The sequence below is a fragment of the Plantactinospora sp. WMMB782 genome (assembly GCF_049179135.1).
GTDB lineage: Bacteria > Actinomycetota > Actinomycetes > Mycobacteriales > Micromonosporaceae > Plantactinospora.
Genome location: NZ_JBMHMC010000007.1, coordinates 2221449 through 2244592, shown reverse-complemented (window position 1 = coordinate 2244592; position 23144 = coordinate 2221449). Strand labels below are relative to the sequence as shown.

Annotated in this window: 17 protein-coding genes; 11 read left to right on the top strand and 6 right to left on the bottom strand. The window is 72.0% G+C overall.

What is annotated here, in order from left to right; translation table 11 throughout:
- Positions 1 to 483: 483 nt before the first annotated feature.
- The 3 genes from ACN28A_RS12280 to ACN28A_RS12270 form a co-directional block, all read right to left on the bottom strand.
- Positions 484 to 1374, bottom strand: a complete 891-nt coding sequence (locus ACN28A_RS12280; protein WP_421395138.1) for a carbohydrate ABC transporter permease — start codon at positions 1372 to 1374, stop codon at positions 484 to 486.
- Positions 1371 to 2339, bottom strand: a complete 969-nt coding sequence (locus ACN28A_RS12275) for a carbohydrate ABC transporter permease (RefSeq protein WP_421395137.1) — start codon at positions 2337 to 2339, stop codon at positions 1371 to 1373. Before ACN28A_RS12275 ends, ACN28A_RS12280 begins: the two co-directional genes overlap by 4 nt.
- A gap of 64 nt (positions 2340 to 2403) precedes the next feature.
- The gene (locus ACN28A_RS12270; protein ID WP_421395136.1) at positions 2404 to 3666 is read right to left on the bottom strand and encodes an ABC transporter substrate-binding protein; all 1263 of its coding nucleotides are present in this window, start codon (positions 3664 to 3666) and stop codon (positions 2404 to 2406) included.
- A 346-nt stretch (positions 3667 to 4012) separates the two neighbouring features.
- Between ACN28A_RS12270 and ACN28A_RS12265 the strand changes: the two genes are divergently transcribed.
- From ACN28A_RS12265 to lon, 5 genes are all read left to right on the top strand, one after another.
- Positions 4013 to 5026 carry a fibronectin type III domain-containing protein gene (locus ACN28A_RS12265; RefSeq protein WP_421395135.1) on the top strand — a complete coding sequence of 338 codons (1014 nt, stop codon included), beginning with the start codon at positions 4013 to 4015 and terminating at the stop codon, positions 5024 to 5026.
- Positions 5027 to 5305: 279 nt separating this feature from the next.
- Entirely contained in the window at positions 5306 to 6352 is a 1047-nt protein-coding gene (locus ACN28A_RS12260) for a response regulator transcription factor (RefSeq protein WP_421395133.1), read from the top strand.
- Positions 6349 to 7404 (top strand): hypothetical protein, encoded by a 1056-nt coding sequence (locus ACN28A_RS12255; RefSeq protein ID WP_421395132.1) that lies wholly within the window; start codon positions 6349 to 6351, stop codon positions 7402 to 7404. The genes ACN28A_RS12260 and ACN28A_RS12255 overlap by 4 nt, the downstream gene beginning before the upstream one ends.
- Positions 7405 to 7564: 160 nt before the next feature.
- The gene (locus ACN28A_RS12250; protein ID WP_421395130.1) at positions 7565 to 8614 is read left to right on the top strand and encodes a LuxR C-terminal-related transcriptional regulator; all 1050 of its coding nucleotides are present in this window, start codon (positions 7565 to 7567) and stop codon (positions 8612 to 8614) included.
- Positions 8615 to 8751: 137 nt separating this feature from the next.
- On the top strand, positions 8752 to 11094 hold the full coding sequence (gene lon / locus ACN28A_RS12245; protein ID WP_421395129.1) for an endopeptidase La: 2343 nt from the start codon (positions 8752 to 8754) through the stop codon (positions 11092 to 11094).
- 117 nt (positions 11095 to 11211) lie between these two features.
- On the opposite strand, the gene ACN28A_RS12240 is transcribed toward lon, so the two are convergent.
- A complete protein-coding gene (locus ACN28A_RS12240) occupies positions 11212 to 12738 on the bottom strand; it encodes a hypothetical protein (protein ID WP_421395128.1) in 1527 nt (508 codons plus the stop codon).
- 146 nt (positions 12739 to 12884) lie between these two features.
- On the opposite strand from ACN28A_RS12240, the gene ACN28A_RS12235 reads away from it, so the two are divergent.
- The 3 genes from ACN28A_RS12235 (at position 12885) to ACN28A_RS12225 (ending at position 17069) form a co-directional block, all read left to right on the top strand.
- Entirely contained in the window at positions 12885 to 14789 is a 1905-nt protein-coding gene (locus ACN28A_RS12235) for an ABC transporter ATP-binding protein (protein ID WP_421395126.1), read from the top strand.
- A gap of 74 nt (positions 14790 to 14863) precedes the next feature.
- Positions 14864 to 15412 (top strand): hypothetical protein, encoded by a 549-nt coding sequence (locus ACN28A_RS12230; RefSeq protein WP_421395124.1) that lies wholly within the window; start codon positions 14864 to 14866, stop codon positions 15410 to 15412.
- Positions 15413 to 15899: 487 nt separating this feature from the next.
- Positions 15900 to 17069, top strand: coding sequence for a MalY/PatB family protein (locus tag ACN28A_RS12225; protein ID WP_421395123.1), 1170 nt, complete (start codon positions 15900 to 15902; stop codon positions 17067 to 17069).
- Between the two features lie 57 nt (positions 17070 to 17126).
- Here ACN28A_RS12225 and ACN28A_RS12220 read toward each other — a convergent pair whose 3' ends face one another.
- Complete coding sequence (locus ACN28A_RS12220; RefSeq protein WP_421395122.1) at positions 17127 to 18647, bottom strand: hypothetical protein; 1521 nt, start codon at positions 18645 to 18647, stop codon at positions 17127 to 17129.
- Positions 18648 to 18700: 53 nt separating this feature from the next.
- On the opposite strand from ACN28A_RS12220, the gene ACN28A_RS12215 reads away from it, so the two are divergent.
- On the top strand, positions 18701 to 19597 hold the full coding sequence (locus tag ACN28A_RS12215) for an alpha/beta fold hydrolase (RefSeq protein ID WP_421395120.1): 897 nt from the start codon (positions 18701 to 18703) through the stop codon (positions 19595 to 19597).
- Between the two features lie 283 nt (positions 19598 to 19880).
- A complete protein-coding gene (locus ACN28A_RS12210) occupies positions 19881 to 20579 on the top strand; it encodes a C39 family peptidase (protein WP_421392611.1) in 699 nt (232 codons plus the stop codon).
- Between the two features lie 134 nt (positions 20580 to 20713).
- On the opposite strand, the gene ACN28A_RS12205 is transcribed toward ACN28A_RS12210, so the two are convergent.
- Entirely contained in the window at positions 20714 to 21496 is a 783-nt protein-coding gene (locus ACN28A_RS12205) for a B3/4 domain-containing protein (protein ID WP_421395118.1), read from the bottom strand.
- Positions 21497 to 21579: 83 nt separating this feature from the next.
- On the opposite strand from ACN28A_RS12205, the gene ACN28A_RS12200 reads away from it, so the two are divergent.
- Positions 21580 to 23118: a PLP-dependent aminotransferase family protein gene (locus ACN28A_RS12200; RefSeq protein WP_421395116.1), complete on the top strand. Its 1539-nt coding sequence runs from the start codon at positions 21580 to 21582 to the stop codon at positions 23116 to 23118.
- Positions 23119 to 23144: the final 26 nt, after the last annotated feature.

Sequence of the window (23144 nt, the reverse complement as noted above, 5' to 3'; positions counted from 1 at the left end):
GGCACGAAGCCCGGGGTTGCCGACCGGTGTGCCGCGTGCGGTTCGGGTCGACGGGTGGGCGGGACCAGGGTTCGGGCAGCCCGGCAGGGTGGGCGCACAAGCGGGGCAGCTCGACAGTCTCCCCGGCGAATATCCCTACCCCGCACCCGGCCTGACGCCAGGAGATCGCCAGCTCAAGAACTCGAGGGCACCGGGTTACCCGATCAGCCCTTGAAGACAGTGCACCAGTTGTACGGCGAGGCGCCGCAGTTCACCCAGGAGCTGACCGTTCGCTGGGGCACCGCCGGCCGGATTCTGGTCACCGGATCCGAACCGCCCGAGCGGGACCGGTTCGACGCACGGCCGCTGCCCTGGGAGACCGCTGGCCTGACTGTCCGGGAGGGCCAGCGGGTGATCGTGGCGGCCGACGGGGCGGTCCGGGCGGGCAGAACCCGGCCCGGACCGCCTGCCGCTGCGCCTACTGTGGACGCCGGTGTCGCCGGCTCAGCCCTTGAAGGCGCCTTCCATGATGCCCTGCACCAGGCGTCGGCCGACGAAGACGAAGAGCACCAGCAGCGGCAGCGTGGCCAGGAACGAGCCCGACATGGCCAGGCCGAGGTCGATGTCCCGGCTGTTCTGCAGCGCCTTGATGGCGATCTGCACGGTGTAGTTCTCCGGCGACTTCAGCACGATGAACGGCCACAGGAAGTCGTTCCAGGAGTAGACGAAGCCGAACAGTCCCAGCACCAGTGCTGCCGGGCGGACCAGCGGGAAGGCGATCCGCCAGAAGATCTGCCAGGTCGTCGCGCCGTCCACCCGGGCGGCATGCAGCAGCTCGTCGTCCAGGGTGCCGACCATGTGCTGACGCATCCAGAAGATGCCGAACGCGCTCACCAGCCCGGGAACGATCAGGGCCTGCAGGGTGTCCACCCAGTTCAGCTTCGACATGATCAGGTACTGCGGGATGATGGACAGCTGGGCCGGCACGGTCATCGTCAACACGACGACCAGGAAGAGCGTGTTGCGGCCCCGGAAGTGCAGCTTCGAGAAGGCGAAGCCGGCCAGCGCGCAGAGTACCGCCTGGCCCACGCCGATCGAGGTGGAGACGACGACGCTGTTCACCAGCGCCTGCACGAACGGCACGATCTCGAAGACCAGGTCCGCCAGGTAGAAGAAGTTGCCGCCGGGCACGACGCGCGGCGGCAGGCTGTACGCGGTGGCCGAGTCCGTCGTGGCCACCACGAACATCCAGTACAGCGGGAAGAGGCTGACGAACACCATCGCGCCGAGCAGCGCGTACACCCCGAACGAGATCCGGTGGGCACCGCGCTGGCGGCGGGGCGCCCGCCCGGTGCTGGTCGGGGAACTGGTGCTGGTCGGAGATGCGGGGTTCATGGGCGCTCCGGGCGGACACGGGTGACCAGCAGATAGTTGATCGTAGAGAAGAGCACGACCATCACGAAGAGCGCCACGGCGATGGCGGCGCCGTAGCCGAAGTGGAACCGGCCGAAGGCCTGCTCGTAGAGGAACAGGGTGAGCGTCTGGCACTGCCGGGCCGCCCCGCAGGTGAGTCCACCCACCGGGTTGACCAGCAGCGGCTCGGTGAAGATCTGCAACCCGCCGATCGTCGAGGTGACGACGGTGAAGACGATGATCGGCCGCAGCGACGGGATGGTGATGTGCCGGAACTGCTGCCAGCCGGTGGCGCCGTCCGCGGCGGCGGCCTCGTACAGCTCGCGGGGGACCGCCTGGAGCGAGGCCAGATAGAGCAGGGTGTTGTAACCGGTCCACCGCCAGGCGACCATCACGGCGATCATGAAGTGGCTGCCCCAGACCGACGCGGTGAAGTCGACGTGCTCGAAGCCCAGCAGCTCCAGGAACCAGTTGAGCATGCCGTAGTCGCGGTCGAAGAGCTGGGCGAAGACGATCGTCGTCGCCGCGACCGAGGTGACGTACGGGACCAGCACCGCCATCCGGAAGAACGTCGCCGCGCGCAGCCGTACGTTGTTGAGCAGGTGTGCCAGGCCGAGCGCGATAAGCAGCTGCGGGACGGTCGACAGCACCCAGATGCTGAACGTGTTGCGCAGCGCGCCCCAGAACCTCGGGTCCTGCACGAGCTGGGAGAAGTTGGCCAGCCCCACGAAGTTCCGCTCGCCGATCGGGTCCCATTCGAACAGCGCGACATAGAACGTGAACAGCAGTGGGAAGAGGCCGAAGACGAGGAAGAGCAGGAAGAAGGGCGCCACGAAGGCGTACGGCGCCAGTCGCTCGCGTACGCCCTGCTGGATGTGTCGGTACCGGGTGGGCCGGGTGCTGGTCTTCGGGGCCGGGGCCGGGGCCGGGCTGAGCGTGGTGGTCACAGGTCACCTTCCCGACGTGCGGCGGCCGGGGGTCGTCGCCGGCCGCCGCACATCAGTCGTCCGTTCAGCCGCCCAGGGCGTTCTTGACGTTCTTCAGGGCGGTGTTCCACGCGTCGGCGGGGGCGACCTTGCCCTGCTCGACGCTGGTCAGCGCGTTCAGCAGCTCGCTGCCGATGGTGGCGTCGTCGGGGCCGATGTAGAACGGCTTGAGGTTCACGACGGACTGGGTGTAGATCTTGCCGATCGGTGCGTTGGAGAAGAACGGCTCCTCCCGTCCGACGAGCTGCGGATCGGTGTAGACCGACGGTGTCGTCGGCAGGTTCCCCTTCATCAGGAAGTTCTCCAGCTGACCGGCCGGCGACTGCATCTCGGCGATGTAGTTCCAGGCCGCCTTCGGGTTCTTGGCCCGCTTGGGAATGGCCAGGTAGCTGCCGCCCCAGTTCCCCGAGCCGCCGGGGACGGTGGCGATGTCCCACTTGCCGGCGGTGTCGGGGGCGTTGGTGCGGATGTTGTTGAGCATCCACGCCGGCGCGGAGACGACGGCGAAGTCACCCTTGGTCATGCCCGCGGTCCAGCCGGTCGAGAACGAGGACTGCTTGGCGGAGATGCCCGCCGCGGCGACCTTGAGCGTCAGGTCGAACGCCGCCTTGACCTGTGGGTTCTTGTCGTACGACAGTTGGCGGTTCGCGTCGTAGTAGCGCTCCGTGCCCTGGTTGACCGCCTGGTAGAAGATGCTCGTCGGAGTGTTGTCCAGGAACGGCTTGCCGGTGGCCTGGACGTACTGCTTGCCGATTTCCGTGAACGCGTCCCAGGTCGGCCACAGCTTGGAGACCTGCTCCCGGTCGGTGGGCAGACCGGCGGCCTTGAACAGGTCCGTGCGGTACGCGATCGCCATCCCGCCGACATCCGTCGGTACTCCGATGATCTTGCCGTCCTCGGTGGTCGACTGCTTCATCACCCAGTCGAGGTAGTCGCCCTTGATTTTGTCGGCGCCGAGCGTGGTCAGGTCCACGAAATTGTCCGGGGACTGCATGAACTTCGGCAGGTCGTCACCCTGGATCAGCACGAGGTCGGGCACCTTGCCGCCGGCCAGCGCCGCGGTGAGGGCCTGGGCCGTCTCGGTCGTGCTGCCCACCTCGGTGAGCTTGATGTCGACGTCCGGATGCTTCTTCTTGTAGTTCTCGACGTCGAGCTTCTGGTTGATCTGGGTGAACGACCAGAACTCGAACCCGTTCCCGGAGTCGTCGCCCGATCCTCCGGAGCAGCCGGAAAGCAGGAGCGTGGCTGCGGCGACGACGGCTGTGGTGGTGGTGATGACGCGTTTCACGCGGCCCTCCAAACGGTGGTGTGCGGTCCGGCGGCCCGGAGCGACCGCAGTGGATCACCGAAACAGCGACCGCGGTGGATCACTGGAACGGCAGACCGGCCGAACCCCGCGCGACGTGGCCCCGTCGGCACGCCGCGCGCTGTCCGGCCTGAATCTATGAGTTGACATGGTTGAATGTCTTTCGTATGACGTGTGAGGGTACTCACGGCCACGAAGCCCGTCAACGACCCGGGCCCGGCGCGGTACTGGCCGGGCGGTGGTTCCGCCAGTGGACTTCCATCGTTCACGATGAATGTATTGGTGCTGGTACGCCCCCCGGCACCAGAAGTCGAGAGCGAGGAATCCCGTGCGCAGTCGCCCGTACCGACCGATCCGCCACTGGGCCCGTACCCTGATGCTGCCCGTCCTCGTCGCCGCCCTGGTGGCCGGCAGCGGCGCCACCGCCGCGCAGGCCGTGGCCGAGGACACCGAGCCGCCCAGCGCACCCGGTGCGATCACGGTGGTCGGCGCCACCGCCGACACCGTCGAACTGACCTGGACGCCGTCCACGGACAACGTCGGGGTGCTGGAATACCACGTATCGCAGATCTTCACCGATGTCGCGATGCTGCACCGCACCCCCACCAACCGGATCGTGCTCGACCGGATGCTGCCGTCCCGGACGTACACCTTCGGGGTCTGGGCGGTGGACGCGGCCGGCAACCGGTCGACGGCGCCGCCGTCGCTTCGCTACACGATGCCGCCGGGGGACAGCCAGCCGCCGAGCGCACCCACGTCGCTCGCCGTGACCGGGGTCGGCGAGACCACCGTGGCCCTGCGCTGGAACCCGTCCACCGACAACGTGGTGCTGGCCTGGTACGAGGTGCTCGCCGTCGCCCCGGACGGCGGCGGCAGCGTGGTGGGGCGGGTGTTCCTGATGCCGCCCGTCGGCCCGAGCACCGCGTTCACGGTCACCGGCCTGTCGCCGCGCACCGGGTACCGGTTCGCGGTGCGGGCGGTGGACGAGGCCGGCAACACCTCCGCGCTCTCCAACCAGGTCGCCGTGACCACCGGGCCGGTGCCGGCCTGCGCCGCCCACGCCCAGCGCCGGGGCGCGGAGGTCCGGATAACGGTCCGCAACGTCGGCTCGACCACTGTCGACGGCTGGACCCTGACCTGGGCGCTGCCGAACGCGCAGCGGATCGCCGCGATCTGGAACGCGACACTTGTCAGCCACACCGGCGGCGTGGTCACCGCCGGCAACCTGCACTGGAACGCGGTGATCGCGCCGGGCGGGACGCTGACCATCGGGTACGTGGCGAGCGGAAGCGTCGCGCCGAGCGGTTTCGCGCTGAACGGGCAGATCTGCCAACCCAACTGACGGGCGGCCCGGCAGGCCGCCCCGGACCGGCGGGGACGGAACGACCTGTCCGGCCGGGTGGGGAGCGCGCCGGAGCGTGCGCGCTCCCCACGACCATCGGCCGTCCGGCCATCGCCCACCGCCGAGCCGGTTCCGCCGGCCGGGCGCCGCGTGTCCTGTGACGCCCGGTGGCGTTTACCTAGGTAATCGCACCTGTCCCCGCGCTGTCGATTGACAGGACTGCCGATTCGAGGAAAGGACCCGACCCGCATCTCCGCCGTTACTCCGGGACGTTGACCAATGGCCGATCTGCCGCCGCACGCCGCGGAAATCGCCGCCGAGGTCGAGCGACTGGCGGCGGCACCGGTAGCCGTGACGGAGCGGGTGGCGGAACTCTTCGGCGTGCTGCGCCGACTGGTCCCGTACGAAGCCGCGATCGTGCAGGTGGTGGATCCGGAGCGGCTCAGGTTCGACACGGTCGGCGCGGTCGGCTACGACCAGGCGACCATGACGCACCTGCTCGGCCCACGGCAGTACGAGGAGGTGGAACTCCTCGGGCTGGACCGGGACGGGCCGCCGCTGCGGGTCCGGGAGTCGCCGGTCCCGGTGGCCGAGCTGTACTCCTGGAGCGAGCACTTCGCCCCGGCCGGGTTCAACGAGGGCATCGGGGTGCCCCTGTTCGGCCCGACCGACCGGCACATCGGTGTACTGGCCCTGCACACCGAGGCGACCGAGCACCCGACCGACGCCGCCCGGGACTTCCTCGGCCTGCTCGCCCCGGTGATCGGCGAGGTGGTCGACCCGATGCGCTCGGTCGCCGCCCTGGCCAGGATCGTCGCCAACGCGACGGCCGGGGTGGTGCTGACCCGTGCGGGCAACGCGGTCGAGTTGGCGGGCCTGCCGGACCACCCGGTACTCCGGCCCGGCTCACCCGTGTTGCACGCGGCGGCCGGCAGCCTGGCCGAGGGAGAGCCGCACGCCGCCTTCCTCTGCCCCGACCACTCGGGAGCGCCGTACCGCGACCTCCTGCGGATCAGCGTGCTGGCCTGCCCGGACCACGTGCCGGCGTACCTGCGTGCCGTGGTGCTGGTCTCGCCTCCGGGCGACCTGCACGGGCTGACCCGCAGAGAGCTGGAGATCCTCGGCATGTTGATCGAGGGCTGGTCCAACCAGCGGATAGCCGACAATCTGGTGATCGCCCACCGGACGGTCGCCGCACACGTCGAACACGTCCTGGCGAAACTGGCGGCGCCCTCCCGCACCCTGGCCGCGGTACGCGCGTTCCGGCTCGGCCTGTATGTGCCACGCTCACTGACGGAGCGCCAGACGAACCGGAGCGCCAGATGACCCGAGGCCCCTCGCTGTCCAGGATCTTCCAGGAGGCGGCGGCGATCGCCGCGAGTCCGGTCGGAGCCGACCGACCGGCCCAGTGGATGTCCCTGCTGCGCCGGGTGTTGCCCTACGACGCGGCCTGGTTGTCCCTGGCCGACGAGCGGAGCCACCGGTTCGTCGAGGTGGTCTGCACCGGCTACCCGGAACGGATCCGGGACTACTTCCGCAGCCGGGAGACGATGGAGCAGGCCGAGCATGCGGGTCTGACCGAGTCGCCCGTTCCGCAGTGCGCCCGGGACCATCCGATGCCCGCGGTCGAATATCCGATCTGGAGCGAGTACTACATGCCGGCCGGCTTCCGCGAAGGGCTGGCGGTCGGCCTGTTCAGCCAGGACCGCCGGCACATCGGCATGCTCGCGCTCTGCACCGAGGACGCCGACCACCCCACCGACGGGGAGCGGGACCTGATCGGGCTGCTGACGCCCCGGATCGCCGCGACCATCGACCCGTTGCGGTCGCTGTCGGTGCTGGCCCGGGTCGTGCACGACGCCGTCGCCGGGGTGGTGCTGACGCACACCGGCGATCCGTTCCCGCTCTGCGGCCTTCCCGGGCACCCGCTGCTGGCGGTCGGCTCGCCCCTGCTTCCGGTGATCGACGAACTGGCGCCCCGGACCGAGGGATCGGTCTCGTTCCTCTGGCCGGTCCGGCAGCGGCGCACCGCATCCGGGCGGGACGCCCCGGCGACCGCCGACGAGTTTCTCCGGGTGGTGCTGCTCGGCTGCGCCGCCGCGCCGGCCCCGCTGTTCGGGCTGGCGTTGCTCGCTCCGCTGCCGGCCGGTTGGGCTGTGCTGAACCGGCGTGAACTGGTGCTGCTCGGCCTGCTGCTGGCCGGCTGGACCGAGGAGCGGGTCGCGGTCGGTCTCGACCTGCCGCTGAGCACGGTTGCCGACACGGTGGCCCGGACGGTCGTCGCGCTCGGCGCCCCGGACCGGCACGTCGCCCTGCTGCGGGCGGCCCGCCGGGGCTGGTTCGTGCCGCACCGGACCGGATCGGTGCTGCTGGGCTGAGCGGGCGGATCGCGGAAGTTTCATCCAAGACGTCGCGGACCGGCGTTTCCCTGGTGTCGCGCGCACCGTTTGGCTAGGTAACCGCGCTGACGCGGTGACGGCCGATGGAGAGGGACCGGACTGCCACTCGGAAGGTACCGACCAGGCGAATGGAGTGGCTGTGTGGGCACGTGGGATGGTCGAGCCGCCTCGGGGTGCGGTCGAGGTCGTCGGCGAGGTCCGGCGGATCGCGGCGCTGCCCGGGGACGCCAGGGACCGGCTGCCGGAGCTGTTCGCCGTACTGCGCCGGGTGACGCCGTACAGCGCCGTCGCGATGCATGTGCTCGATCCGGAACTGCGGACGTTTGCCGCGCTCTGCGAGTACGGCTATCCGGAGTCCGTCGTCGCCTTCATGGGCGGGCCAGAGTTCTACCAGGACATCGAGTTGATCGGTCTGGACCGGACCGGGCCGCCGCTACGGGTACGTGACCTGCCGGTGCCACCGTCCGAGGTGCGGGTCTGGGCGGAGCACCTGGAGCCGGCGGGGTTCCGGGAGGGCGCGGGGATACCGCTGTTCACGTCCGACGGACGGCACCTGGGCATGATCACGTTGAACACCGACGACCCGGCACATCCGGACGATGCCGCGCGGGACGTACTCGGGCTGCTCATCCCGGCCATCGCCGACGCCGTCGACCCGATGCGCTCGATCGTCAACCTGTCCCGGATCGTCGCCGACGCCACCGCCGGAGTGGTGCTGACCCGCGGCGGCGAGGTACTGCCACTGCCCGGCCTGGGCGAGCATCCGGTCCTCCGGGCCGACTCGACGGTGCTCGCGGTGGCGGTCGCCAGCCTGGTCGACGGTGCCGCACACACCTCGTACCTCTGTCCGTACCGGACGGCGCAGGGGCTGGTGGGGCACGTCCGGGTCACCGTGCTGCCCTGCCCGTCGTCGGTGCCGGCGCATCTGGTGGCGATAGTGCTGGCGTCGCATCCCGGCGACCTGCGCGGCCTGACGCGGCGCGAGCTGGAGATCCTCGGGCTGCTGGTCGACGGCTGGTCGAATCAGCAGATGGCCCACCAGTTGGTGATCACCCAACGGACGATTGCCGCGCATATCGAACACATATTACGGAAACTGGACAGTCCGACCCGTACCCTCGCCGCGGTGACCGCGCTGCGCCTCGGTCTCTACGTGCCGCCGCCGCTGGCCGGAACCACATCCTCCTGAGGTTCGCACGCCGCCGTCCGGTGCCCCGACGGGCTGACGATCCGACCCGGCGCAGTGGGCTGGGTCACAAGCCGGAACACGGGGCATCATTTGTTACTTGAGTCGTACAAGCTCAACTAATCGATGGCAGGTGTGTGATGGCAACTCTTCCGGTTCTTCCCTTGACCGACGCTGTCCTGCTGCCCGGCATGGTCATCCCGGTGACCCTGGACGCGACCACCCAGGCCGCGGTGGACGCCGCCCGGGCCACCGGCGACAAGAAGCTGCTGGCCGTGCCCCGGGTCGACGGGGAGTACGGCTCCATCGGCGTGATCGCCACGATCGAGAAGGTCGGCCGGCTGCCCAGCGGCGAACCCGCCGCCGTGGTGCGCGGCGAGTCCCGGGCCCGGATCGGCTCCGGCGTCCCCGGACCCGGCGCGGCGCTCTGGGTCGAGACGGTCGGGATCACCGAGCCGGCACCCGCCGGCCGGGCCAAGGAACTCGCCCGGGAATACCGGGCACTCGTGACGTCACTGCTGCAACAGCGCGGCGCCTGGCAGGTCGTCGACGCCGTCGAGCGGATGACCGACCTGGCCGAACTGGCCGACTCGGCCGGCTACGCGCCGTGGCTCACCCTGGAACAGAAGATCGAACTGCTCGCCGCGCCGGACGTGACCGCCCGGCTCGAACTGCTGGTCGGCTGGGTCAAGGCGTACCTGGCCGAGCAGGAGGTCACCGAGCAGATCAACTCCGACGTGCGGGAGGGTCTGGAGAAGTCCCAGCGGGAGTTCCTGCTCCGCCAGCAGCTCGCCGCGATCCGCAAGGAACTGGGCGTGGACGAGCCGGACGGCTCCGCCGACTACCGCTCGCGGGTCGAGTCCGCCGAACTGCCCGAGAAGGTACGCGAGGCGGCACTGCGCGAGGTCGGCAAGCTGGAACGGGCCAGCGACGCCTCCCCGGAGGCGGGCTGGATCCGCACCTGGCTGGACACGGTGCTGGAGATGCCGTGGACCACGCGTACCGAGGACAACACCGACCTGGTGCAGGCCCGCGAGGTGCTCGACGCCGACCACGCCGGCCTGGCCGACGTGAAGGACCGGATCCTGGAGTACCTGGCCGTGCGCAACCGGCGGGCGGCCCGCAACCTCCAGGTCGTCGGCGGCCGTGGCTCCGGCGCCGTGCTGGCCCTCGGCGGCCCGCCCGGGGTCGGCAAGACCAGCCTCGGCGAGTCGGTCGCCCGCGCGCTGGGCCGGAAGTTCGTCCGGGTATCCCTCGGCGGCATCCGGGACGAGGCCGAGATCCGCGGCCACCGCCGGACGTACGTCGGCGCGCTGCCCGGCCGGATCGTCCGGGCGCTGCGCGAGGCCGGCTCGATGAACCCGGTGGTACTGCTCGACGAGGTCGACAAGATCTCCGCGGGCTACGCCGGTGACCCGGCGGCCGCCCTGCTGGAGGTGCTGGACCCGGCACAGAACCACACCTTCCGGGACCACTACCTGGAGGTCGACCTCGACCTGTCCGACGTGCTCTTCCTGGCCACCGCCAACGTGGTGGAGGCGATCCCCGGCCCGCTGCTGGACCGGATGGAGCTGGTGACGCTGGACGGCTACACCGAGGAGGAGAAGGTCGCGATCGCCCGGGACCACCTGCTGCCCCGGCAGATCGAGCGGGCCGGACTGACCGCCGAGGAGGTGAGCGTCTCCGACGCGGCACTGGGTCGGATCGCCGCCGAGCACACCCGGGAGGCCGGGGTACGCCAGCTCGAACGCGCACTGGCGAAGATCCTCCGCAAGGTCGCGGTCGCGCTGGCCTCGACCGACGGCCCGGTACGGGTCGACACCGGCAACCTGACCAGCTATCTGGGGCGGCCGAAGTTCACGCCGGAGTCGGCGGAGCGGACGGCGGTGCCCGGGGTGGCGACCGGGCTGGCGGTGACCGGTGCCGGCGGTGACGTGCTCTTCATCGAGGCGACCAGCATGGAGGGCGAGCCGGGGCTGACCCTGACCGGGCAGCTCGGCGACGTGATGAAGGAGTCGGCGCACATCGCCCTCTCCTACCTCCGGTCGAACGGCCGGGCGCTGGGGCTGGACCCGAACGCGCTGGCCGGGCGGCGGATCCACCTGCACGTACCGGCGGGTGCGGTGCCCAAGGACGGACCGAGCGCCGGCGTCACGATGGTCACCGCGCTGGCCTCGCTGGCCAGCGGCCGGCCGGTACGCCCCGAGTTCGGGATGACCGGCGAGGTGACCCTCTCCGGCCGGGTGCTGCCGATCGGTGGGGTGAAGCAGAAGCTGCTCGCCGCGCACCGGGCGGGACTGACCGAGGTGATCATCCCGGCCCGCAACGAGCCGGACCTGGACGACCTGCCCACCGAGGTCCGGGAGGCACTTACCGTGCACACCCTGGCCGACGTGGCGGACGTACTGGCGCTGGCGTTGCGGCCGGCGGACGACGCCGGGCTGCTCGACACCGCCGACGGCCCGGCCCTGGCCGCCGCCTGACCCTGACCGGCCGGGCCGGTACGACCGGCTGGCCGATCGAACCACGACGGGCCGCCCGCGATGCGCGGGCGGCCCGTCGCCGTTCGGCCCGTCGGCGTCTGTCGCGCGGCCCGGCGTTCAGGAGGCCGGGGGCGGCGGTGGATAGAGGTGGTAGCCGCCGACGGTCTGCGGGGTGGTGCCGGGCAGCCGCCGGGCCAGTTCGGTGTCGAGCGGCGAGCCGACCGGTGCCAGTACGGCCTGCGCCGTCGGGCGCCAGTGACCGGGGTACCGGTTGAGTCCCCGGCCCAGCCGGTCGTCGACGACGCCGCAGGTGACCCGTTCCCCGCTCAGGTAGCTGATCCAGTTGCAGGTCCAGTAGCCGCCGTGCACGTAGCTCAGCCCGCGTTCGCGCAGTGCCGCGAGTACCGCCGACTTCTCCGCCCGGTCCGCCCGGTATCCGCCGACGGCGCCGGTCAGGCTGACCGTGGCGGCGAGCATGGTGAGCGCGAGGGCGGCGATCGGCACCGCCGCCGGCACCGCCCGACGGCCGCCGGCCCGGACCAGCCGGTAGAGCGGCCAGAGCGCCACCGGAAGCGAGACCAGCAGTACCGACAGGTAGCGGGAACTCTCCACCGGCGTGTCGGCGGCCGACGGGCTGCGTACGTAGCTGAGCACGGTGAGCAGGCCGGCACCGGCAAGTACCAGCCAGATCGCCGCCCGCGCCCGGTCCGCACCGCCCTCGGGCCCGGGACGGGTACCGAGCTGGCGTACCGCGATCACCAGGGCGGCGGCCAGCAGCACCAGCACGGCCGGTCCCCACCAGAGCGACCAGCCGGCGCAGGCACTCGGCCGGCAGAGTCCCATGCCCAGCGGCAGGCCCAGCCAGGTGCCGCCGACGATCCGGTCCCACAGCCCGGCATCGCTGCCGGCGCCGCTGAGCCGGAACAGCACCGCGACCGAGTTGTCGGCCCAGCCGGCCCGCACGTTCCCGACGACCAGCGGCAACACCCCGACCAGCAGTCCGGCCCCGACCAGCCCGGCGGTGCGCCGGGTCGGCACCCGGGCGGCGCCGAGCACCAGCAGCGCCCCGAGCAGGTACGGCGCCGGCAGCCAGTGGTTCCACAGGACCAGCCCGAACAGGACGCCCCAGCCGGTGAGGGCGTACCAGCGGGTGGTGGCGCGGGTGACGATCAGGTAGGTGAGCAGCAGGAGGCCGGCCAGCATCGGGGCGGTCTCCGGATAGCCGCCACCGGCGATCAACTGGTTCTTCACGACCCGGTCCGAGCCCAGCGCCAGCAGTCCGACGGTGAGCACCGCCAGACCGGCGGTGAAGACGCGCCGGACCAGCAGGTACATCAGCACCAGGAAGAGCGCGTAGAGCAGCAGGGTGGGAATCCGCAGCGCGGCCACCGACGGCCCGGCGAGCGCGACGAGCGGCGCCGACAGGTAGGCCTCGATGGTGCCCATGTAGTGCTGCCCGTAGAAGAAGACCGGCAGGTCCCGTCCCTGGGCGATGTGCAGCGCGGCCAGCCCCATGGTGGCCTCGTCGCTGTTCGTCGGCGGCGTGCCGGCCACGGTCAGCCAGACCCGCCAGAGCACCCCGAGCAGGCCCAGCCCGGCGGCGAGCCAGCCGTACCGGGTGGGACGGGGGATTCGGAGTGGCACGAGTCGCGAGTCTGTCACATCCGCCACCGGCCCGGGTCGGTCCGACGACCCTGCCGGAGGTTGACCTCGACAATGCTTGAGGTCCTAATGTCGGTGGGCGCCGATATGGTTCGGTCGATTCGGCGTCCACAGGGGGAGCAAGCACGATGGACATGGAAGTCACGGCGTGGAACTCGCTCTACCACGCCATGCACGCCCAGCAGGACAGACGCCCGTTCTCGATGGCCACGCTCCGCCGGATCGCCGGGTTCGCCCGGCCGCACCGTCGACGACTCGCCTGCTACCTGCTGCTCAGCGTGGTGATGGCGGTGCTGGCGGTGGCCACGCCGGTGCTGGCCGGGCGGGTGGTCGACGGCATCGTCGGCGACGGCAGCACCGACCTGGTGGTCGGGCTCGCCGTGCTGATCGGGGTCGTCGCGCTGGTCGAGGCCGGGCTCGCGCTCTACAACCGCTATCTCTCGGCGAGCATCGGCGAGGGGCTGATCCTCGACCTGCGTACCGCCGTCTTCGACCACGTGCAGCAGATGCCTGTCGCCTTCTTCACGCGTACCCGGACGGGCGCCCTGGTGAGCCGGCTCAACAACGACGTGATCGGTGCGCAGCGGGCCTTCTCCGACACCCTCTCCGGAGTGGTCGGCAACCTCGTCATGCTGCTGCTCACCCTGGTCGTGATGATCGGCATCTCCTGGCGGATCACCCTGCTCGCGCTGGTGCTGCTGCCGGTCTTCGTGCTGCCGGCCCGCCGGATGGGCAGCCGGCTGGCCCGGCTGGAGCGGGAGGCCGCCAACCACAACGCGACGATGAGCACCCAGATGACCGAGCGCTTCTCGGCGCCGGGAGCGACCCTGGTCAAGCTCTTCGGCCGGCCGGCGGAGGAGTCGGCCGAGTTCGCCCTCCGGGCCCGCCGGGTCCGCGACATCGGAGTACGCACCGCGATGGTGCAATCGGTCTTCATCACCTCGCTCACCCTGGTCTCGGCGCTGGCCCTCGCCCTGGTGTACGGCCTCGGCGGCTTCTACGCGCTGCGCGGTCAGCTCGAACCGGGCGCCGTGGTCGCGCTCGCCCTGCTGCTGACCCGGCTCTACGCCCCGCTGACCGCCCTGGCCAGCGCCCGGGTCGAGGTGATGAGCGCACTCGTCAGCTTCGAGCGGGTCTTCGAGATCCTCGACCTCAAGCCGCTGATCACCGAGAAGCCCGACGCGGAGCGGGTGCCGGACGGGCCGGTCTCGGTCGAGCTGGACGGGGTGACCTTCGGCTACCCGTCGGCGGAGAAGGTCTCGCTGGCCTCGCTGGAGGAGGTGGCCACCCTGGACACCCGGGGCGGGGTCGACGTGCTGCACGACGTGTCGTTCCGGGTCGAGCCGGGCCAACTCGTCGCCCTGGTCGGCTCATCGGGAGCCGGCAAGTCCACGATCGCCCAGCTCGTACCCCGGCTCTACGACGCCGACGCCGGTGCCGTACGCCTGGCCGGGCGGGACGTCCGGGACCTCACCGCCGACTCCGTACGGGAGACGCTCGGCCTGGTCACCCAGGACGGGCACCTGTTCCACGACACGATCCGGGCCAACCTACTGCTGGCCCGGCCGGGCGCCACCGAGGACGAACTGTGGGACGTGCTGCGCCGGGCCCGGCTCGCCGACCTGATCGAGAGCCTTCCCGACGGGCTGGACACGGTGGTCGGCGAGCGCGGCTACCGGCTCTCCGGTGGTGAGCGGCAGCGGCTGACAATCGCCCGGCTGCTGCTGGCCCGCCCCCGGGTGGTGATCCTGGACGAGGCGACCGCGCACCTCGACTCCACATCGGAGGCGGCGGTGCAGGCGGCACTCGGCGAGGCACTGGCCGACCGGACGGCGCTGGTGATCGCGCACCGGCTCTCCACCGTACGGGCCGCCGACCAGATCCTGGTGGTCGAGGAGGGCCGGATCGTGGAGCGCGGCACCCACGACGAGCTGCTCGCCGCCGGTGGCCGCTACGCGGAGCTGTACCGGACCCAGTTCGACCAGCAGCAGGAGCGGTCCGGAGCCGGAGAGCCGGCACTTGTCGCCGGCTGAGTGGGCCCGACGGCCAGATTGGGACGCCGGGACGGTCGTGGCGGACCGGTGCGGCGGGACCCGACAATGACGTGGTGACGACCGAACCATCCCCATCCGTCTCCTCCGTCGGTACGGTTCCCGCCCAGCCGGCACCGCCGGAGATCGCCCCGGAGGTCGTGCCGGAGACCTCGCCGGCCCCCGAGACCTCACCGCCGGAGGTCCCGGCCAATCCGGAGACGCCGGACCTGCCGGGCACCGCCGAGATGCCGGCCCCGCCCGCCGCCGCGCCGGCATCGCCGGCCACCGCCGCAGCCGGATCGGCCGACTTCGGGCCGGCCGACTCCGGGCCGGCCGACTCCGGGCCGGCCGGCTCGACGGCGGCGAGGTCGTCCGGTGACGGCTCGGCCAACCCGACCAAGGTCCGGATCGACACACCGGGCGCCACCATCGAGATCGAGGCCAACGAGTCCCTGGCCGAGGTGGTGGCGACCGCACTGCGGCTGTTCCACGAGGCCGGCGGCTGGCCGCAGGTGAACAGCCGGGCCGCCGGGTTCGCCCAGGCCGAACGCCGGGACACCTATCCGGTACAGCCGAGTTCGATGCCGTACGGGCCGGGGTCATATCCCGTACAGATGCCTTGACCTGCGGGTGCCTTGACCTGCGGGTGCCTTGACCTGCGGGCGCGGGGGATCAGCAGACGCGGCCGGACCCGGCCGAGGACGTGGGCGTACGTCCGGACCGGTCCGGTGCGGCGGCGGGGACCGACTACCTTCCGCGCAGACTGTCGAGCTGCCCCGCCTGTGCTCCCGCCGCCAGATCCAGATCCAGATTCGGCCCGATCAGTTCCGGCCCGGCCGCGGCGAATTCATTCCGGATCGACGCCTGCCCCGTCTGTGCACCCAGCTCGACAGTCTGCCCGCGAGAGTGTCCCGCCCCCGACGCACTGAGGGTCGGCCGGCCGGCCGAGCGAGCGACAGACTGATCGAGCAGGGCAGGGTGCGGGCGGCCGGCTGGTGCGGTGTTCAGGCCGAGGCGGGTCGGGGCCGAAAGGGGCCGGGGGAGTAGAGCCGGGGCGGACCGGAGGGTTGGAGCAGAGCCGTGGGGCGGGTGGGCAAGTACCGTGGCCTGGTGGGCAACCCCTTGCAGACTCTCTCCCTGGCCGACCTGCGGCGCCGCAGCAGCGAGAAGTGGCGGCGGTACCCGCCGGACGTACTGCCGCTCTGGGTCGCCGAGATGGACGTGCCGCTCGCCGAGCCGGTCGCGCGGGCGTTGACCGACGCGGTCGCGCTGGGCGACACCGGCTACCCGCAGGGCGGCGCCGACTATGCCTCGGCGCTCGCCGGATTCGCCCGGGAACGCTGGGGCTGGGCACCGAAGCCGGAGCAGACCCGGCTGGTCCCCGACGTGATGCTCGGTGTGGTCGAGGCGCTCAGGCTGGTCACCGGGTACGGCGACGCGGTCGTGATCAACCCGCCGGTCTATCCGCCGTTCTACGACTTCATCAGAAGTGCCGACCGGCGGGTGGTGGAGGCGCCGCTCGGCCCGGATCACCGGCTCGACCCGGACGCCCTGGCAGCCGCCTTCGCCGAAGCCGTCGCCGGTGGCCGGCAGGCCGCCTACCTGCTGTGCAGCCCGCACAACCCGACCGGCACCGTGCACACCGCCGACGAACTCGCGATGGTGATCGAGCTGTCCGACCGGTACGGCGTACGTGTGGTGGCCGACGAGATCCACGCACCGCTGGTCTGTCGGGGCGCGACGTTCCGGCCGTACCTCTCGATGCCCGGCAGCGGGCGCGGCCTCGCGCTGCACTCCGCGTCGAAGGCGTGGAACCTGGCCGGGGTGAAGGCGGCGCTGCTGGTCGCCGGGCCGGCGGCCGCCGACGACCTGGCCCGGATGCCGAAGGTGGCCGGCGACGGCGCCAGCCATCTCGGCGTGCTCGCGCACACCGCCGCGTTCCGCTACAGCGGCCCCTGGCTCGACGAACTGCTGGCCGGGCTCGACCAGAACCGCCGGCTCCTCGGCGACCTGGTCGCCGAACACCTGCCGCAGGTGCGGTACCGGCCGCCGGAGGGCACCTATCTCGCCTGGCTGGACTGCCGGGACCTGGCCCTGCCGGCCGGTGACACCGGGGCGCCCGCCGACCCGGCCGAGGTGTTCCTGGAGCGTGGCCGGGTCGCCCTGGTGCCCGGGCCGGCCTTCGGGACCAACGGCGCCGGGCATGTCCGGTTCAACCTGGCGACCTCGCCGGAACTGGTCACCGAGGCGGTCCGCCGGATGGCCGCCGCACTGGGCTGACGAGCGGCCGGCGTGCCGGGCTGACGACCGCGCTGCGAAGAGCGCTGCGGCGGCGGCTCAGAAATCGCGCCAGTCGTCGAACCAGTCGTCCGCGAGCCTCGCCGGAACCCCGGCCCGGTCCGCCAGGGCAAGGAACGCGTCCCCGGCCTGTTCGCGGTTGACGGTGTCGATGATCTCGTAGCGCTGCTCGATCCGGTTGAGCGCCTCGACCAGCGCCCGGAGGATCGGCTCGGCCGCCCGGACCCGAGCCTCTCCCTCGGTCGGCAGCCGGTCGACGGCCCGCAACGCGATCGAGTACGCCCGGCAGGCGGCCGTGCCGCCGCGCGGATCGTCGTCGACCCAGTCCCGGAACGGGTTGCTGAAGTTCGCTTCCAGCCACCCGTCGGACTTCGCCCCCCGGAGCAGCAGCTCGACGCCGGTGTCCCGGTAGCGGGTCCGGAACGCGGCGACCGCCGAGCGGCGCAGCCCGTCAACCGCCAGATGGCACAGGGCCGGCAGTTCGGGCAGCGTGTCGGCGGCGCAGCCGTAGCCGTCGAGCAGTTCGACGGCGTAGAGCCGAGACAGCGTTGCCAGCGGGTCGGAGTCGGCCAGCAGGCCGGGCGCCCTCCGCCAGCTCAACCGGAGCGTTTCCAGCTCGGCCAGTGCGCCGAGCGACGCTGCCGAGACCACCCCGTCGGCGCGCACACCCAGGCGGCGTACGCCGTGCAGCCCGGCAGGCAGCAGCACCTGGGTGTCGGGAAGCTCGACACTCAGGTCGATCCACCGTCCGCGTTCGGCCGTGTCGACGGTGGCCGGCAAGCCGCCGACGAGTCCGCAGTACAGCAGGGTGGGCGGCAGCCGCAGGACCCGCACACCGGGGCCGCGAAGGATGAACCTGGTCAGGTTGCTGGCCGTCAGGTCGATCTCGGCCGGGGGATCGTGCCAGGTCAGGTTCGAGACGATCGGCCGGGCCGCGAGTGCCTCGGGCAACCCGCGTGCCGGGCCGTGCCAGGTCAGCGTGGTGCATCGGGGCAGCGCGTCGAGTCCCGCCCAGCGCACGTCGCCGCTCGCCGGAAGCAGGGCCGAGCCGGCGAGGTCGAGGCTCGACGTGGCCGCGCCCACCATCGCCGGCTCACCGCCGAGGTCGACCTCGACCTGGCCCCGGGTCCGGGCCGCCCGGTAGTCCGCCTTGACTCGCTCCGGCAACCGCAGATCCCACTGGCGCTGGTGGTAGACCTGCTCAGGCAGGTAGGACCAGCTGGCATAGCTGGCCGAGGTCTCGGGTGCGCCCGGCCGGAGCGGCTGGTCACCGAGCCAGTCGAAGTCGAGCGGGACGGGGTCGTCCCGCCGTATGTTGACGGCCGCCAGCGCTCCGGCGTGGCTGTGGTGCCGCAGCCGCAGCGGACCGGACCCGGCGAGCTCGGCCAGGGCCGGCCGTTCGGCCGAATACCAGTCCAGGGCATACACCAGCAGCGTTTCGTCGCCGACCGAGGCCACCTGGGCGGCACCGTATCCGCCGCGTGGCAGCGTCAGCACCGCCACCGCACCCGGCCCGATCCCGACCCCGTTGACAGCCCCGCCTGAGGGAGTATCCGGCATTCGGCCATGCTAAGTGGACGGTAAGACAACCTGCCGGTGGCAGACTGCTCGACATGGCGGGTGGAGGTGCGGCGGCCGGAGGGCTGCGGATCGCGGCCAGCGGGGGTACGGGCCAGCCGCTGCTGCTGCTGTTGCACGGGATGGGCGCGACCGGTGACGTGTGGCGGGGCTGGGCGGAGCTGCTCGCCGAGCGCTGGCCGGGTCGCTGGCTGGCGCCGGACCTGCCCGGGCACGGCGGTTCGGCGCCGCTCGACCGGTACTCCTTCGGCCCCTTCGCCGCCGCCCTGGCCGGGCTGTTCGTGCCCGGTGACCGGGTGGTGGTGCTCGGGCACTCGCTGGGCGGCGCAGTCGGACTTGCCCTGGCCGGGCAGGCGTCGGCGGAACTGGCCGGGCAGGTGCCGACGGAACCGGCGGGTCGCGGTGCGGACTCGGCGGAACCGGGGGGTCGCGGTCCGGACTCGGCGGAACCGGGCGGTACCGGTCCGGGCTGGGGGGTCGAGGCGGTTGTCGGGCTGGGTGTGAAGGTCGGCTGGACTGCCGACGAGCTGGGCCGGGCTGCCGCACTGGCCGCCCGGCCGGTCGGCTGGTACGACTCCCGGGCCGAGGCGGCACAGCGGCACCTGCGGGTCTCCGGGCTGGTCGGGATCGTCGAACCGGACGATCCGGTGGTCGACGGCGGACTCGTCGCGTCCGGGGACGGTCGCTGGCGGCTGGCGATGGACCCGCGCGCGTTCGGGGTCGGAGCGCCGGAGATGGCCGGCCTGCTGTCGGCGGCGTCGGCGCCGGTGCTCCTGGCCAGGGGCGAGCACGACCCGATGGTCGGTTCCGCCGAGCTGGCCCGGTTCGGCGTACCGTCGGACACCCTGTCCGGTCTGGGGCACAACGCCCACGTCGAGGACCCGGCCGCCGTGCTGGCCCTGCTCCGGGAGTTCTACGACGTCCGGTCCTGAGCCGGGTGTCCGGTTTTTGGTCATGATCGGGTGGCTGGTCGGGGCCGGGTGGCGGAACATCGGGCCGGCGGCCATGGTTATACCCGGCGTACGTCCGCAGCAGCACCCCGAGCCCCGGCCCCCCGGTGTGGCCCGGGGAATGGGTAGCCGCCGGGCGTGGTTACATCCCCCGGCACCCCCGAGAGACTTCTGATCTTCGGGTTTCTTTCCCTCTTCCGACCCACCACCCCGCCCCCCCGGGCGGGTGGTGGCGTCGTACCCCCGGAAATGGAAGGTGACCATCATGACCAACGTCAAGCGGTGGCTCCCGGCCATCACCGAAACCCCGATCCGCAAGACCGCGCTCGGCATCGCCGGCCTCGCCGTCGTCGGCGGCGCGTTCGCCGCCCCGGCCATCTCGACGCAGAACCCGCCGACCGGCGGCAACCCGACCGCCGCCGCGGTCACCAACGACATCCGCGAGATCGACAAGCGGGCACCGTCGAAGTCCCTGGACTACCAGTACAAGGCGCAGGAGAACTTCTACTACTGCGCCCCCGCCGCGACCCGGATCGCACTGTCCGCCCAGGGCCAGACCCCCAGCCAGGACGACGTCGCCAAGCGACTCGGCACCACCGAGGCCGGCACCAACTCGGCCGAGGACACCACCCGGGTCCTCAACAGCACCGGCGGCAAGGACTACCGCACCGTCGCGATCCCGGACAGCACCGCCAAGCCCGAACAGATGGACCGGCTCCAGGTCGACATCGTCAACGCCATCGACGCCAACCGCCCGGTCGTGATGAACATCAAGGGCACCGCCACCGACGTCGACGGCATGTCCCACTCCTACCCGGGTGGGCACTACCTGACCGTCGTCGGCTACGACGACCACGGCCGCAAGGTCAAGATCGCCGACCCGGCCAACCCGGACCAGGCCCAGTACTGGATGAGCACCATCAACCTCGCCAACTGGGCCACCGAACGCGGCTACTCCGCATAAACACCACCCGACAACACCCACACCCACACCACCGAGAGGGCCAGCCCCCGCAACCACCGCGGGGGCTGGCCCGCTCGCCGTCTCCGGTCAGCCGTACACGGCCCGCCACCCCCGAGTCGGCGGGTCGTCAGGGTTCAGCGGCCGAACTCGAAGCGCGGGTTCTCCTGGCTCAGGATCGCGGTCGTCGGCCGGACCGCCCAGAGCGCGACGAGTTCGTCCGCCAGCGCGGCGGTCAGCTTCGGTACGTCGACCGGTGCCGACGCGTGCAGCCCCTCGACCACGATCAGGATGTCGTCGGTGCTCTCCCGGACCGCCGAATATCCGCTCTGCCGGTTGGTCCAGCGCCGGGCATGTGCCCGACCGGTGGCGTCGGCGAAGATGACCTCACCGGCGGCCGGCTGCTCCACCTCACCCGAGAAGGTCAGGTACGTCTCGCCGCCCCCGGCGGGGCGTACCTCCAGGTTTCCGTCGATCCGGCTGACGTCGAAGACGCCGACCGGGATGGCGAAGGCGAGCGAGGCGGCGTTGCAGAGGTCGATCAGTGGATGGATCCGGGGCAGTGATCCCTCCCGGGCGAAGCGCCGGAGCAGCGCCTCGGCCGCACACCGGTACTGCGTCGGCTTGAGTCCCATCCGGGTGAAGGTTCGCCGCCAGGCCTGGATCTCCGGCTGCTCGGCGACCGGTCCGCTGCCGAGTCGGGCCTCGGCGGCGGCGGTGAACCTGGCGATCGCCGACTCGATCCCCGACTTGCTTCCCGACTCGATCCCCGACTTGCTTTCCGGGTCGTCCCCGGCGGTCCGGGCAGCCACCCCGCCGTCGGCGGTTCCGGGGCGCCGGGTCAGCCCGGTGGCCGCGACGACCCCGGCCACAAGTTCCGGATGGTCGGCCCAGATCTCGGTCGAGTGCTGGAAGTACACGTGTCGGTCACCCCGTCGTCCCTGCGTCGCGGCCTGGCGGCGGCGATGTCGCGTGTGATCACTCTGCCCGGCACAATGGCCTGGTGGACAGGGCCAAACAGGAGGCAGCCGACGGGTCCATAACGGCCGGCTCCGACTTCCTCCAGCTCGACATCGGCGAGGCGCCGGCCGGTGGCCGGGCGGACTGGCTGGCCAACCGGCTCCGCTGCGCGATCGCCGACGGCCGGGTTCCGGTGGGCGGTCGGTTGCCGGCGACCCGGGTCCTCGCCGCCGAGCTGGGCGTCTCCCGGGGCGTGGTCACCGAGGCGTACCAGCGGCTGGTGGAGGACGGGCACGTCGCCGGCCGGGGCCGTGCCGGCACCGTCGTCGTCTCCGCTCCGCTCGGCACACCCGCCCCGCCGTCCGGGTCCACCGGCTCCGGGCGCACCGGCGATGCGGTGCCGGCCCATCGAGGCTCCGCCGCCGATCCCCGGCTGGGCGGCGCCGATCCGCAGATCTTCGCCAGCGCTCCCGGGCCGGACGTCTTCGACTCGCTGCGCGCGGCGCCGGCCCGGATCGACCTGACGCCCGGCGTACCCGATCTCGCCGCGTTCCCCCGCGCGGCCTGGCTGCGGGCCGAACGCGCCGTGCTGCACGACCTCGCCCCCGGCGACTTCGGCTACGGCGACCCGAGGGGTACCCCGAGGCTGCGGGTCGCCGTGGCGCACTGGCTGGCCCGCAACCGGGGGATCGCGGTGGACCCGGACGACCTGCTGGTGGTGGCCGGGGTCGCGCAGGCGCTGACCCTGCTCGGGCAGGTGTTGCACCACGACGGGGTGCGGACGGTGGCGGTGGAGGACCCGGGCTCGCTCGGGGTCCGGCAGCAGCTTCGCAACCGGGGGCTGGCGACACCGCCGATCCCGGTCGACGCGGGCGGGCTGCGGGTGGCCGAACTGGTGGCCAGCGGCGCACCGGCGGTGATGCTGACCCCGGCGCACCAGTTCCCGACCGGGGTGGTGCTGGACGGCGCCCGACGACGCGAGCTGATCCGCTGGGCGGCCGGCGGCGGGCTGGTCGTGGAGGACGACTACGACGCCGAGCACCGGTACGACCGGCCACCCGTACCCGCGCTCCGGGCGGTACTGCCCGAACAGGTCTGCTACGCCGGCAGCGTCTCCAAGCTGCTCGCCCCGGCCCTGCGGGTGGGCTGGCTGCTCGCCCCGAGCCGGTACCGGGCCGCCCTGGTCGACGCCAAGCGGGCCGCCGACCTCGGCAACGCCGCCCTGCCGCAACTGGTGCTCGCCGAGCTGATCGGGTCGGGGGCGCTGGAACGGCACCTGCGGCTGCTCCGCCGCCGGCACGTACGCCGCCGGGACGCGATGATCGCGGCGATCCGGACGCACCTGCCGGACGCGATGTTGCACGGCGCGGCGGCGGGACTGCACCTGACCATCACGTTCGCCGAGGGCAGCGTCGACGACGTGGAGTTGGCGACCGCGGCGCTGGCCCGGGGCGTCAAGGTGCAGCCGCTCTCCTGGCACCGGCAGCGCCCCGGCCCGCCGGGACTGGTGCTCGGCTACGCCGCCAACGCCACCGCCGAGATCTCCGACGGCATCGCGATCGTCGGCGCCGTGCCGCGCTGACATGATCGGGGTGTCGAGAGGAGTAC